13 protein-coding genes are annotated in these 12,644 nt (G+C 66.3%); 10 read left to right on the top strand and 3 right to left on the bottom strand.

The genetic code is table 11. The features are described from left to right. Positions 1-358 precede the first annotated feature (358 nt). The gene (locus ACO06I_RS09975) at positions 359-2,839 is read left to right on the top strand and encodes an ATP-binding protein (RefSeq protein WP_421932418.1); all 2,481 of its coding nucleotides are present in this window, start codon (positions 359-361) and stop codon (positions 2,837-2,839) included. 560 nt (positions 2,840-3,399) lie between these two features. Here the strand turns inward: ACO06I_RS09975 and ACO06I_RS09970 are convergent. Beyond that, complete coding sequence (locus tag ACO06I_RS09970) at positions 3,400-3,801, bottom strand: GreA/GreB family elongation factor (RefSeq protein WP_421932417.1); 402 nt, start codon at positions 3,799-3,801, stop codon at positions 3,400-3,402. 185 nt (positions 3,802-3,986) lie between these two features. After that, on the bottom strand, positions 3,987-4,400 hold the full coding sequence (locus tag ACO06I_RS09965; RefSeq protein ID WP_421933619.1) for a GreA/GreB family elongation factor: 414 nt from the start codon (positions 4,398-4,400) through the stop codon (positions 3,987-3,989). Positions 4,401-4,476: 76 nt separating this feature from the next. Between ACO06I_RS09965 and ACO06I_RS09960 the strand changes: the two genes are divergently transcribed. The 7 genes from ACO06I_RS09960 (at position 4,477) to ACO06I_RS09930 (ending at position 10,549) form a co-directional block, all read left to right on the top strand. After that, positions 4,477-4,632, top strand: a complete 156-nt coding sequence (locus ACO06I_RS09960) for a hypothetical protein (protein ID WP_421932416.1) — start codon at positions 4,477-4,479, stop codon at positions 4,630-4,632. Positions 4,633-5,327: 695 nt separating this feature from the next. After that, positions 5,328-5,834 carry an NUDIX hydrolase gene (locus ACO06I_RS09955; RefSeq protein WP_421933618.1) on the top strand — a complete coding sequence of 169 codons (507 nt, stop codon included), beginning with the start codon at positions 5,328-5,330 and terminating at the stop codon, positions 5,832-5,834. Next, a complete protein-coding gene (locus ACO06I_RS09950; protein WP_421932415.1) occupies positions 5,827-6,237 on the top strand; it encodes a GreA/GreB family elongation factor in 411 nt (136 codons plus the stop codon). The genes ACO06I_RS09955 and ACO06I_RS09950 overlap by 8 nt, the downstream gene beginning before the upstream one ends. Positions 6,238-6,336: 99 nt before the next feature. Next, positions 6,337-7,947 carry an FMN-binding glutamate synthase family protein gene (locus ACO06I_RS09945; protein ID WP_421932414.1) on the top strand — a complete coding sequence of 537 codons (1,611 nt, stop codon included), beginning with the start codon at positions 6,337-6,339 and terminating at the stop codon, positions 7,945-7,947. A gap of 32 nt (positions 7,948-7,979) precedes the next feature. Beyond that, positions 7,980-8,192, top strand: a complete 213-nt coding sequence (locus ACO06I_RS09940) for a hypothetical protein (protein WP_421932413.1) — start codon at positions 7,980-7,982, stop codon at positions 8,190-8,192. A 165-nt stretch (positions 8,193-8,357) separates the two neighbouring features. Beyond that, entirely contained in the window at positions 8,358-9,032 is a 675-nt protein-coding gene (locus ACO06I_RS09935) for a superoxide dismutase (protein WP_421932412.1), read from the top strand. Between the two features lie 14 nt (positions 9,033-9,046). Beyond that, complete coding sequence (locus ACO06I_RS09930; RefSeq protein ID WP_421932411.1) at positions 9,047-10,549, top strand: nitronate monooxygenase; 1,503 nt, start codon at positions 9,047-9,049, stop codon at positions 10,547-10,549. Here the strand turns inward: ACO06I_RS09930 and ACO06I_RS09925 are convergent. Beyond that, the gene (locus ACO06I_RS09925; protein WP_421932410.1) at positions 10,541-11,011 is read right to left on the bottom strand and encodes a MarR family winged helix-turn-helix transcriptional regulator; all 471 of its coding nucleotides are present in this window, start codon (positions 11,009-11,011) and stop codon (positions 10,541-10,543) included. The two genes, ACO06I_RS09930 and ACO06I_RS09925, sit on opposite strands and share 9 nt — an antisense overlap. On the opposite strand from ACO06I_RS09925, the gene ACO06I_RS09920 reads away from it, so the two are divergent. Both ACO06I_RS09920 and ACO06I_RS09915 read left to right on the top strand, forming a co-directional pair. Next, a complete protein-coding gene (locus ACO06I_RS09920) occupies positions 11,010-11,852 on the top strand; it encodes a TetR/AcrR family transcriptional regulator (protein WP_421932409.1) in 843 nt (280 codons plus the stop codon). The two genes, ACO06I_RS09925 and ACO06I_RS09920, sit on opposite strands and share 2 nt — an antisense overlap. Beyond that, positions 11,849-12,604: a Bax inhibitor-1/YccA family protein gene (locus ACO06I_RS09915; protein WP_421932408.1), complete on the top strand. Its 756-nt coding sequence runs from the start codon at positions 11,849-11,851 to the stop codon at positions 12,602-12,604. Before ACO06I_RS09920 ends, ACO06I_RS09915 begins: the two co-directional genes overlap by 4 nt. The last annotated feature ends 40 nt before the right edge of the window (positions 12,605-12,644 follow it).

The following is a 12,644-nucleotide window of genomic DNA, read 5'->3' as shown; positions in this document are numbered from 1 at the left end:
CCAGGCGTGGTTCCAGCGACCCGGCCGCCCGGCGGGACGACCTCCACAGCCTCGAATGACCGCGCCCTGGCGATAGCGTGACGCTCGGCCAGGACGTTCGGCGCGGCGAGGATTCCATGACGGCTACCGGCCGCGGCGCACCGTCGCCTTCCTCGCGAGCATTTTCGGCGTCTACGGAGGGACGGTTTGATGGCCGTCAACCCCGGCGCGGGCAAGCCTCAATGCGCCGCCGCGCGCGTGGGCCTAGGCTGACTTGGCCGCGAGATCGGCAGGAGACCGGGGCAAGGGCCTTCGCAACAGCGGGTTCAAACCCCGCTGCAGCGGAATGCTCCCTTCGGGGGAGCCGGAGGGCCAAGACATGCGGCTGAACCTGCGGACCGGCGGTCGACTGGCCCTGGGCTTCTGCGCCATTGTCGTCCTGATGGTGGTGGCCGTGGGCGGTATGTTGCCGCTTGTCCATGACTCGGTTCGGCGCGTGAGCTTGGGGGATGAGATTCGGGCGCCGACGGCTCTGGCGGCCTTGCGGCTGTCCAGCGCCACCGTCTCTTCGGCCAATGCGCTGCGCGGCTACATCATCACCCATGATCCATCGATGCGTCGGGAATGGGACCGGCAGTGGGATCGTATCGACACATTGAGCGCGACGATGAACGGGCTGGCCCCGGGGCTCACCAATTCTGAGAACCGGGCCGCTTGGCGCGAGCTGTCTGCAATTCTGCCGAAGCTGAAGGCGGCGCAGGCCGCCACCCTTGAGGCCGCCGAGCGTGGGAACAGCGCGGCCGTGGAGAAGGGGTTCAGGGCCGAGGTCCTGCCCCTCTTCCGGCGGTCACAGACCTTGCTGGTGGGCCAGACGGGCGACGCCGGCCTGGCCGGCGGCCAGGGCGCGCTGCTGTCGTCGGACCTGCAGACCACGCGCCGGCAGATGCAACGGGTCGAGGTGCAGATCGCCCTCAGTCTCGCCGCCCTTGTCGTCCTTGCGGGGCTGGCGGGGTGGCTCACGACCCGCAGCATCACCCGCCCCTTGAGGCGCCTGAACGAGGTGCTTCGGCAGATGGCCAAGGGGCGGTTCGATGTCGAGGTCTCGGGCGCCGACCGGGTCGACGAGATCGGCGATATCGCCAGGGCCGCGGAGGGGTTTCGTGAGGACGGGATCGAGAGGCTGAGGCTGGAGGCGCAGGCCGCCGCGTTTCACCAGCACCTCGAAGATCGGCTCAAGGAGATGGAGGCCGCCTTCGAAGCCTCAGGCCGAGAGCAGAGGCTCGTGGTCGAAGCCGCGGCGTTCGCGGACATCAGGGCGGCCCTGGAGCGATCCGAGCGCGCCGAGCAGAGCCTGCATGTCGCCGTGGAGATCGCCAATCTGCACGTCTATGAGGTGGACTACGCGCAGCGCACCCTGACCAAGCTGGGCGCCGCCGACTCCTTCCTTGGCCAGGGCCAGACCTATCAGGCCTTTGCGCGTGATCCCTTCGCCCTGATCCATCCGCTGGATCGCGAGGCGGCGATCGCGGCGTGGCAAGCTCACGAGGAGCTTGGAAGTCCCTTCAATATCGAGTGCCGGATCCATCGTGAGGACGGACTAGAGGTCTGGGTGCGGTCGGCCGCGTCGCTGAAGCGGGACGGCGCCGGCAAGCCGGTCCGCCTGATCGGCGCCCTGCAGGAGATCACCCACCGCAAGCTCGCCGAGTTCGATCTCATCAGCGCCCGTGACGCCGCGCGGGCGGCCAATGAGGCGAAGTCCAGCTTCCTGGCCGCGATGAGCCACGAAATCCGCACGCCCCTGAATGGCATCCTGGGCATGGGACAGGTGCTGTCCAAGGAGGCTCTGAGCGAACGTCAGCAAGGCCAGGTGCAGATCATCCTGCAGTCGGGCGGCATCCTGCTCAGCCTGCTCGACGACCTGTTGGACATTTCCAAGATCGAGGCGGGCAAGCTGACCCTTGAGGCCGGGGAGGTTGATCTGGCCGAGATCGTTCGTTCCGCCCAGGCGAGCCTCACGGTCCTGGCCGCGGAAAAGGACGTGGCGGTCTCCTGTGTGGTCAGTCCGGAGGCGGAGGGGCGGTTCCGTGGCGATCCGACCCGGGTCCGGCAGATCGTCAACAACCTCTGCTCCAACGCGCTGAAGTTCACCGACCAGGGCCAGATCACGCTCGAGGTCTCAATCCCCGACGGCCAGCTGCGGCTCGTGGTCCGCGACACGGGGATCGGCATCTCGGCGGCCAAGCTCGGCGAGCTGTTTCAGAAGTTTACCCAGGCCGATCCGTCGATCACCCGGAAATTCGGCGGTACGGGGCTGGGCCTGGCGATCTCCCAGGAATTGGCGCGCCTGATGGGGGGTGAGATCACCCTTGAGAGCCAGGAGGGCGCCGGTTCAGCCTTCACCGCACGGCTGCCCCTTGTGCGACTGGAGGGGCAGGACGCCGCGGCGCCTCAAGCCGAGCGCCCGGACGATGTCGAACTGGCGGCCGCCGATGACCTCCGCGTCCTCGTCGCCGAAGACAATCCGGTGAACCGGATCGTCATCCAGGCGATCCTTCAACAGGCCGGGGTCACGCCGGTCGTGGTCAATGACGGCGAGGAGGCTGTTCAGGCTTGGCGAACCGGCACTTGGGACCTGATCCTCATGGATGTGCAGATGCCGGTCATGGACGGCATCACCGCGACGCGGCTCATTCGCCGGGAGGAGGGTGGGCGGATCGGAGCGCCGACCCCGATCCTTGCCCTGACCGCCAATGTCATGACCCACCAGCGGGATGCCTACCGGGAGGCGGGCATGGATGGCACGGTCGCCAAGCCCATCGACCCGGCCAAGCTGCTGGCCGCCATGGACGCCGTCCTTTAGCCACGGCGCAGGCTGGCGAGCGATCACCCGGGCGCGCGGGCCTCGACCTCGGGCGGAGGAACTCGACCTCGATCAGGGCGCCCACGCGCCGCCTCGGCGCAATGCGCCTCCGGGGGCTCAAGACCGACGCCATCCATCTCCGTGACGGTCGCGACGCGACCCGCTTGGAGCCGGCCTTCCGCCGCAGCGACCTGGACGACCCGACGCTCGATGTCCCATGCGATCTGAGCGCCCCTGTCTTCGCCGATCTGATCGGGCTCAAGGCGCCTTTCGCGAAGCGCCGCTCTGTCCTGGTCAGGGACCGTGACCGCGTCGATGGAGAAGGTTCGCCAACCCTCCAACAGCGCGCCTCCAGGCGATATCGTCGGCCGCGGCTTCGAAGGCGCGGCTCCTCACATGATCACGTGCGATTCCCGATAGCGTCGGCCTCGTGCATCCACGCGCAATCTCACCATCATCCCTGTCCAGACCAGTTCAGTTGCGAGGTCCACGACACCGTCCTGGACTTCGCGGCGGCTGTGGCCGCCACCGCTGCGATGTCCGTCCGCCGCCAGAGGAGGTCAGGCGTCATCGCCAACCTCCAGCACACGCAATCGACGAACGCGACCGTCCGACACAACGTATTCGAAAACCTGTCCGACGCTCGCGCCAATCAGAGCCGCGCCGACCGGTGTCAGAACGGAAAGCCGCATATCATCGAGACTGGCGTCCTCGGGCAAACACAGTTTCAGGCGGCGCACAGCGCCATTGGCAAGATCCTCATAGGCGATGGTGGAGCCCAGCTTGACGAAGGCGCGGGTGCTACGGTCCGGCGCCAAGATCGCGCGCTCCAATTCCGTCTGGAGCGACTGGCCGACGACGGTGTGACGCAGGGCCTCAGCGCGTGGACTGAGTTGTTCGTAGTCCGCGCGTGTGATGTAGACCGCGGGCGGCCGAGCCGAAGACGAAGGATGTGAGATCATTTGAGCCTCTTGAAAGCAGCCCTAGGCTGCGCTGGGGGGCGAGGGATTGTCCGGCGGCGGGGCCGGCGTAGACGGTTGCGGTGATGCTGGCCGGTGAAACGGCACGACACCGGATGGCAGGGGCGGAACTGATGGCGTCGGAGCGGGCGGTTCGCCTGCCGGCCGCGGGGTCTGCTCAACTGAGTTCATGTTTGGCCTCCAGGCCCTTGATGCGGTGGCAGGACGGTCAGAACGGTCAGGCTCAACTCGCCGCCGTGGCGATCTGGACGGGAAATTCGCTGGCCTTTGGAAAGTCCGACCAGGGCGGCGCCAACAGGGCTGAGCACTGAGACGCGCGCAGACGAGCCGTGCGCCTGCTCCGGAGGGACCAGGGTGATCATGCGATGCGAACCCGAGATGTCATCGAGGAAGAGGACCCGTGACCAAAGGGTCGCGGTCTGCGGGACCTTCGCGTCGTCACCTATGAGGTCGGCCCGAGACACCTCATAGAGAAGCGCCCCGGCGCCCCTAGTGTCACTCAGCAGTCCCCCATAGGCGATGGCGAGCAGGGTCTGGCGATCGGCGCGCCGCAAGGCGATGCGCGGCCCACGCCGATCCATGTGGGTCGGGGGCGTCTCGTGCACGACAGCCGCCTCAGCGCCTGTAGGGTGCAGAGGCGCGGTCCCCGGCGAGCAATTGCGCCGCGCCTTTCGCCCCACGCGCGTTCAACCTTTGGACGGCGCTCCGCAGCGCCAGTTCATCGCCCGGCGCGCCGAAGACCTGAGCGCGCAAGGCCTCGAAAACGAGTTCAAGATCTTCAAGGCGGCGGTGATGATCCCACAGGTTCTGTGACATAGGTGCTTCCTCATTGAAGCCCCAGCCGCGCAGATGCGTCCTCCGCGCGATAGCGGAAGATCTGCGGCATGGGGTGTTGCGATCAAGACGCAGGCGAGAGTTCAGCCTGACGCGACCCCGAACCGAGTTCGGGATGAACTAGGCTCGGGGGGCGGCGCCCTTGACGAGGCGGCAGGCGTGGCAGAGCCGACGCGACTGAGGAGGCGAGGTTCGCATGCCACCAAGATGGCCGCTTATCACAGGAAGTCAACGCCCCCGCTTAGACAAGGGCGAGCGTCTCGGTTTGACTTTTTCCGTCGCCCCGGTCATCCTTCGACCATCATGTGCAATCTCGCCGCCTGGGCTTTCGAGCCAAAATATACGCGCAGCAACGCCGCGCCCTTCTAACCTCGAACTCTTTACGGCTGACGCCGTGAGTTCGAGGCGACCCAGCGAAAGACCTTTCCCGCTTAGATGAATCCTGTGGGGCGACATGCCCTCACTGAAGGACGTGTCGTGTCGATTCTTGATCCCATCCTCTGCGCCAGCGCGCGTCGCGAGGCCCATGTCGGATCCCTGCCGCTTGGCGAGAGACCCGAAGCGGAGACCAAGCGGTCGGCGGGCGCTCGCGCCATTCCGATGGGCATGCGGCAGGCGCGATGGGCGCCTCTGCGCGTACGTCCTGCGCTGGCCAGGAGGCAAGGGCCTTGGCGATGACCGGCTCCGGAGCGGTGCGGCGTCAATACGCGGCTCTGCCTTACTGTGTCGATGAGGAGAACCGGCCCCATGTCCTCCTGATTACGTCGCGCGGAACGGGGCGCTGGGTCCTGCCAAAGGGATGGCCCGATGGCGCAGAAACCGGCCCGCAGACCGCAGCGCGTGAGGCTATGGAGGAAGCCGGGGTCGTGGGTCGCATCGAGCCGCCGCAGCCGATCGGCAGCTACCCCTATGTCAAGGGACTGAAGCATGGCGGGCCTATTCGGTGTCGGGTGACCGTCTTTGGCCTACTCGTCCAAGGCTTCAGCCCCGACTTCCGTGAGAAGGGCCAGCGAGTCTTGCGCTGGTGCGCGCCCGCGTGTGGCGCCGAACTCGTTCACGAACCCGAACTCGCACGACTGCTGCTGGGTTTCTCGCGCTCGGTCCGAAAAGCCAAGATCGACCTAGGCTCGCCATTGCTGGCGTCAGCCGCCGAGAGTCCTGAGGAGAATGAACTTGCCTGAACTCAATGACACGATGTTTTCCCGGCCGCCGGTCTACGTGAGGCGCTCGGACCTGGCGGAGCTGTGGCGCATCGCGTCTAGGGCCCGCAAGATGGCGCCCGAGGCTCACCTGTTCCTCGAGGAGTTCGATCGGCTGAGCGTCGCGCCCGAGACAGATGATTGCGAGTTTGTTCGGCTCGACTCGACAGTTGTCTACAAGGATCTGCGAACCAAGCGCCAGCGACGCGTCCGGGTGGTTAGACCGGGAAGCGAGAACCCCGAGGAGAACGAAGTCTCGCTGTTCAGTCCGATCGGCGGCGCCCTTGTCGGCCTGCGGGAGGGAGCGGTCTTCAGGTGGGCCGGTCCAGACGGCCGGTTGAGGGCGATCAAGATTCTGGAGGTCGCTCAGGAAGAGCCGTCATGAGAGTCGCTTCGCTATCTCGAAGCCCTCAACGTCGTCTCGCGGACTTCCCGTCCTCATCGCGCAAATGATCTGCAGGGCATGCATTTGGAGGAGCCGGATTTGAACGCCCCCAGCCGGTATTCGGCGTTCAGTTTGTGCTTGGCGCTCTTCGTCGGCTCCGTGGCAGCCAGCCGTGTTTGGCCATGGCTCGGGCTCCCCGCGGCCGTGTTCGGGGCGTTATCGGTGCTGGGCCTTCACGACCTGCTGCAGCGGCGGCATTCGATCCAGCGGAACTACCCGGTGATTGGTCATATCCGCTGGATCGCTGAATTCGTTCGGCCGGAGATTCGCCAGTACCTTCTGGAGTCCGACCAGGACGCCGCCCCGTTTTCGCGCAGCCAGCGCTCGCTGGTCTACCAACGCGCTAAGGGCGAGGCGGGAGAACATCCGTTCGGAACGTTATTGGACGTCTACCGCCATGGATATGAGTTTGTGGGGCACTCGATGGTCCCTTCAATCGCAGCTGATCCGGCGACTTTCCGCATTGCCATCGGCGGACCACATTGCGCAAAACCCTACTCGGCCTCTGTGTTCAATATCTCGGCGATGAGCTTTGGCTCGCTCAGCGCCAACGCCATTCGGGCCTTGAATTCCGGGGCGAAGATGGGGCGATTTAGCCACGACACCGGTGAGGGGAGCATTTCGTCCTATCACTTGGAGGCCGGCGGCGACCTGGTTTGGGAAGTGGGTAGTGGTTACTTCGGCTGTCGCACCGAAGAAGGCGCCTTCGATCGCACGAAGTTCGCGGCGCAGGCTGCCCTGGAATCGGTCAAGATGATCGAGATCAAGCTGAGCCAGGGCGCAAAGCCTGGGCATGGGGGAGTTCTACCGGCCGCCAAGGTGACGCCTGAGATCGCGGCGGCCCGCGATGTGCCGCTCGGACGGGATTGTATCTCGCCGTCGCGTCACACGGCATTTTCAACGCCGGTTGAGCTGATGCGCTTCATCGCCGAGTTGCGGTCACTGTCCGGCGGCAAGCCGGTGGGATTCAAGCTCTGCGTTGGCCTGCCCTGGGAGTTCATGGGGATCGTTAAGGCGATGCTCGCCACTGGGATAACGCCGGACTTCATCGTGGTGGACGGAGCTGAGGGCGGCACCGGCGCCGCGCCCACCGAGTTCAGCGACCACATCGGCACCCCCATGCGCGAGGGCTTGCTGTTCGTGCACAACGTGCTGGTGGGGACGGGCCTGCGGGACAGGGTGCGTATCGGAGCCGCCGGCAAGATCGTCAGCGCGTTCGACATCGCGAGCGTATTGGCCATCGGCGCCGACTGGGCCAATGCGGCTCGCGGGTTCATGTTCGCTCTAGGCTGCGTGCAGTCGGTGAGTTGTGACACCAACAGGTGTCCCACGGGCATCGCGACACAGGACAGGCGTCGCCAGGCCGCCCTGGTGGTTACCGACAAGGCCCAGAGGGTCTGCAATTTCCATCGGCTGACCTTGCGTGCGCTGGCCGACATGTTGGCGGCCGCCGGTCTGGATCACCCAGACGACCTAAGGCCACAGCATCTGGCGCGAAGGGTGAGCGCCACCGAGATCAAGCAGTTCGACCAGTTGCATACCTTCCTGAAACCCGGCGAACTGATCGATGGCGTCCGTGGAGAGAGCTTCTATGCCACGAGTTGGCGACGCGCCTCGGCCGATCACTTCCATGGCGTGGATGTCGCGTAGCGCCCTCTGATTCGACGGCCCGCGCCGTCTAGGTGATCGGCCTCGACAAGAAGGTCCGCGTCATCCTGACCTATCCGCCGACCACCTGCCGCAACTTCGCAGAGCTTCTGCGCGCCATCGGCAGCCAGCAACTCAGCGGCGCGGAGAAGGTGGCCACTCCGGTGAACTGGAAGGCCGGCGAGGAGGTGATCATTCCGCCCAGCTTGTCGAACGAGGGCGCCAAGCCGCGCTTCCCGCAAGGCTGAGAGACCCTGAAGCCCTATCTGCATCTGCGCGTCGTCACGCTCCAGAAGGAGGGTTGTTCACCCATGAAAGCTCTGAGACATGTCTCGATTTTTATTATATCGTTACCCGATGTTTGAGTGTCGGGCGGGAGCTCGGCTCCCGGGCGCCATCAGGAGTGCAAGGCGATGACGATCATCCTTCCCGACCTTCCCTATCGCTACGACGCCCTGGCGCCGGTGATTTCCGAAACCACGATGCGGTTCCACCACGACAAGCACCACGCCCGCTATGTCGAGGTGGGCAACCTGCTGCTGGCCGACAAGGTCCCGCGGCCCACGGACCTGGAGGGTATCGTCCGCCATGCCGCGCGCGCCGGCGAGGTCAAGCTGTTCAACAACGCCGCCCAGGCCTGGAACCACGGGTTCTTCTGGGCCTGCATGTCGCCGAACCCCGCAGGTCCGCGGGGCGATCTGGAGCGCACCATCCTGGAGGTCTTCGGCGACGTCGCCGATCTGAAGACCGCCTTCGTCACCGAGGGGATCAACCACTTCGGCTCGGGATGGGTCTGGCTGGTGGCCAAGGCGGGCGGGCTTGCGGTGCTGTCCACCCATGACGCGGAGACGGTCATCACGCAGGAGGGCGTCACCCCGCTGCTGGTCTGCGACCTGTGGGAGCATGCCTATTATCTGGATCACCAGAACAACCGCGCCGCCTTTCTCTCCAGCTGGTGGGATGGGCTGGTGAACTGGGACTTCGTGGAGGGCCAGTACGCCGCGGCCAAGGGGGAGAACGAGGGCTGGCGATATCCGGAGGTCGAGGGCAAAGCGGAGGACAAGCTTCGGGTCAACCAAGCCCGCTAGCCAGGAAGATCGGTATGGATCTGCACACTCCCGTCTGCGACCTGCTCTGCTGCGAACAGCCCATCGTCCTAGCCGGCATGGGCGGCGTCGCCCGGGCAGAATTGGTGGCGGCGGTGACGCAGGCGGGTGGATTCGGATTCCTGGGGATGGTGCGCGAGGCGCCCGAGTTGATCGCCTCTGAGATCGAGGCGGTGCGGGCGCGGACGGCGCGGCCGTTCGGCGTCAACCTGATACCCGCCGCCACCAAGCCGGCGCTGCTGGAGGCGGAGCTCGCCGCCTGTATCGCGGCCCAGGTTCATGCGGTGGCCCTGTTCTGGGATCTCTCGCCGCCGAGTGTGGCCCGCCTGCGGGAGGCCGGCATTCTTGTGATCTGTCAGGTGGGGTCTGCGGCCGAAGCCAGGGCCGCCGAGCGGGCGGGCGCCGATATCCTGATCTGCCAGGGCTGGGAAGCCGGGGGTCATGTCCGCGGCGAGATGGCGCTGCTGCCCCTGCTACGCGATGTCCTGACGCAGGTGAGTCTGCCGGTACTGGCGGCTGGCGGCCTGGTGGACGGGACCGGCCTGGCCGCGGTGCTGACGGCTGGAGCCCAGGGAGCGGTGCTGGGCACGGCCTTCCTGGCCACCCAGGAGTCCTTCGCCCACGACTATCACAAGGTCCGAATCCTCCAGGCGACCTCCGGCGAGACCGTGCACACCGAGGACTTCCATATCAACTGGCCGGCACGGGCGGCTGTCCGGGTCCTGCCCAACAGCGTCACCCGCGGCGAACGGGGCGACCCTCACGTTGTCGAGCGGCAGATCATCGGCGCTGAGGGCGCGCGCAACATCTTCCTGTTCAGCACCGACTCCCCGCTGCGTTCCATGACCGGCGATTTCGAGGCCATGGCCCTCTATGCGGGGCAGGGGGCTGGCGCGATCCAGTCAATCCCCCCGGCCGGCGAGCGGCTGCGGGAAATCGCGGCGCAGGCTCTGGGGCTGCTGAGGTCCGACCGCGCTTCAGCGGGCGCGTCGCCGACCATCGAGGTGGCCTCTGCGGCCTGTTACGCGCGCGAAGCCGACGACACCTATATGGGCTTTGCTTCGCGCGAGGAGCTGATCGAGGAGCTCAACGCCTTGCTTGAGGCTGAGCGAGCCGGGGCCCGGGTTGGGGCGCGGCTTGCGGCCCAGGCCCGGGACGCCGAGCTGAAGACCCTGGCCCGGTTCATCCATGAAGATGAGGCGCGCTGGTGCAAGGCGCTGTTCGCCGCCCTGAAGGAACTTGGCGCCGAGCCTTCGACCAAGGTTGGGGACTTCTATGGCAAGGCCATGGAGATTTCCGACCTCGACGCGCGGCTGGCGTTCGTCAATCGTGGCCAGGGGTGGGTCGTGCGCAAGCTGAAGGTCCTGGTTCCCCGGGTGCGCGACGATCGCCTGCATGGCATGCTGCGCGCGATGTTCGAGGCTCACCTGGTCAATATCGACCGCGCCAATGCGGCGCTGGACGCGCGCGCCGGGCCGGCGGCGGTTCCTCTAGTCTGAGGTTTCCGGCGCGGCCGAGCGGGTCAGCAGATCGATCTGGGTCATCAGGCCCGAGAAGGCCGGCGCCAAGACCTGGAGTTCGCGCAAGTTGTTCGCCGACAGCGCCGCCAGGGTCTTCTCGCCAGCGGGCGATAGGGAGAGCGACACCCGGCGGCGGTCCTCCTCGTCTTCGGCGCGTTCAATCACCCCGGCCTTCAGCAAACGCCCTACGAGCTCGACCGCGCTGTGGTGCTTGATCAGCAGTTGCTCGGCGAGCTCGCCGATGGACATGGGCGAAGGGCCGGGATTGGCCTTGATCGCCAGCAGAGCCTGGTGCTGCTGCGAGGTGAGCCCGGCGGCCCGCGCCCCGGCCTCGGCGAAGGCGAGGTAGCGCCGCACGCCATGCCGGAACGAGGCCAGGGCCTGGTAGTCCGCCGGGGTGATCCGGCCTGCCGTGCGCTTGGGCGTTTGGCTCTTGCTCATGGATTCTCTCGAGGTCCGCATCCGTCAGGCATCAGGTGAATCTTCATACTCCAACTCCTGTTCGACCGGCTTGAAACATCGTAACACGATAGATATATTGGTTTTAGGGAGTTGGCGAATGGGCCGGCCAAGAGGTTCGATCGATCGAGGGAAGCACGAGGCCATTCTTGAGGCCGCGATCGTGCCGCTGTCCGAACGCGGCGCGAGCACGTCCCTGGAAGACATCGCCCAATTTTCCGGGGTTTCCCGGCAGACGATCTACAACCACTTTGCCGCCAAGCAGAAGCTGGTGGAGGTGCTGGTCCGGACGCATCAGGTCGAACTCCAAACCTCGCTGATTTGGCCGGATCCTTTCGCCGCCCCGGAAGAAACGCCGGCGCGGTATGCAGGCGATCTTCTGACCCAGATATCGCAGCCCCGCTATCGCCGGGCCTTGCGGGCGCTGGTCCAGGCCCTGAGTCACGCGCCGGAGCAAGCGCGGCGGCTGCATCGCGCCACCCTGCGCACGCCGATCCAGCGGCTGGCCCAGTTCCTGTCGGTGGAGACGGCGCGTGGCCGCCTGGCCGTGGACAACCCGCAGGCTGCTGCAGAGCTGTGCCTCGACCTGGTGATCGCCCGGCCGCAACTGATGATCCTCAAGGGTATCCCCGGGACGCCGGACGATCACGAGATCGAGCGGCTGGCGCGACGCTGCGCCCAGGTGTTCGCCCAAGGCTATGCCGTCGCGTGCGCGCGCCGCGGAGAGGGCTCGCAAGAGATGAAGGGGTCTCGGCCGAAGGGCGCCGGGGCCAGGCGTAGGGCGGCCTTGGCCGCGGAACCTGGAAGGAGTTATGGACGATGAGCGAGATCAGCGGGGGCTATAGGCCGAAGGTTGAGGTGACGGCCGCCGACATGGCCGTGGACATGGGCCTGCGCAGCTACATGCTGGGGATTTATGGCAAGGTCTCCCTGGGTCTGGCCCTGGCGGCGGGCCTGGCGCACGCGACCTCCGGCGTGCCGGTTATGCGGGACCTGCTGTTCCGGAGCGCGACGACGGAACTTCCCGCCGGCCTGACCGGGTGGGGGCTGTTGGTGGCGATGGCGCCTATCCTGGTCCTGGTGAACGCCGGCATGGCCCTGAAGCGGCCGACGGCGGCGAGTACCGCGGCCCTCTACTGGACCCTGGTCTCGCTGATCGGCGCCTCGCTGGGCCTGCTGGTCCTGACCTACACAGGCGCCGCGCTCTCCACGACCTTCCTGATCACTGCGACGGCCTTCGGTGCGCTCAGCCTGGTGGGATACGTCACCAAGACTAGCCTGACTGCGATCGGCAGCTTCCTGACCGTCGGCCTGGTGGGCCTGGTCGCGACCCTCGGGGTCAACCTGCTGTTTCACAGCCCGGCCATCGCCTTCGTCGCCAACGCGGCCGGCGTGCTGATCTTCGCGGGCCTGATCGCCTATGACACCCAGCGGCTCAAGCTGGCCTATTACCAGCTCGGCGGCGACCAGGCCGAGATGGCCGTCGCCACCAACTATGGCGCGCTGAGCCTGTTCCTCGACTTCGTCAACCTCTTCCAGCTCCTGTTGTTGTTCATGTCGGGATCCCGGCGCTAACCGCTCGCATCCTACGGCCGCCCATTGAACGCGACCGTAT

The sequence above is a fragment of the Phenylobacterium sp. genome (assembly GCF_965229015.1).
In the GTDB taxonomy this organism is placed as follows: Bacteria; Pseudomonadota; Alphaproteobacteria; order Caulobacterales; family Caulobacteraceae; genus Phenylobacterium.
The sequence above is the reverse complement of the archived record's forward strand: the minus strand, read 5'-3'. Positions and strand labels throughout refer to the sequence as shown.

Coding starts and splice junctions, on each gene's coding strand:
- ACO06I_RS09930 (WP_421932411.1), top strand. CDS start 9,047: ATGGATCTGCACACTCCCGTCTGCGACCTGCTCTGCTGCGAACAGCCC.
- ACO06I_RS09935 (WP_421932412.1), top strand. CDS start 8,358: ATGACGATCATCCTTCCCGACCTTCCCTATCGCTACGACGCCCTGGCG.
- ACO06I_RS09920 (WP_421932409.1), top strand. CDS start 11,010: ATGGATTCTCTCGAGGTCCGCATCCGTCAGGCATCAGGTGAATCTTCA.
- ACO06I_RS09965 (WP_421933619.1), bottom strand. CDS start 4,400: ATGGATCGGCGTGGGCCGCGCATCGCCTTGCGGCGCGCCGATCGCCAG.
- ACO06I_RS09970 (WP_421932417.1), bottom strand. CDS start 3,801: ATGATCTCACATCCTTCGTCTTCGGCTCGGCCGCCCGCGGTCTACATC.
- ACO06I_RS09955 (WP_421933618.1), top strand. CDS start 5,328: ATGACCGGCTCCGGAGCGGTGCGGCGTCAATACGCGGCTCTGCCTTAC.
- ACO06I_RS09925 (WP_421932410.1), bottom strand. CDS start 11,011: ATGAGCAAGAGCCAAACGCCCAAGCGCACGGCAGGCCGGATCACCCCG.
- ACO06I_RS09915 (WP_421932408.1), top strand. CDS start 11,849: ATGAGCGAGATCAGCGGGGGCTATAGGCCGAAGGTTGAGGTGACGGCC.
- ACO06I_RS09975 (WP_421932418.1), top strand. CDS start 359: ATGCGGCTGAACCTGCGGACCGGCGGTCGACTGGCCCTGGGCTTCTGC.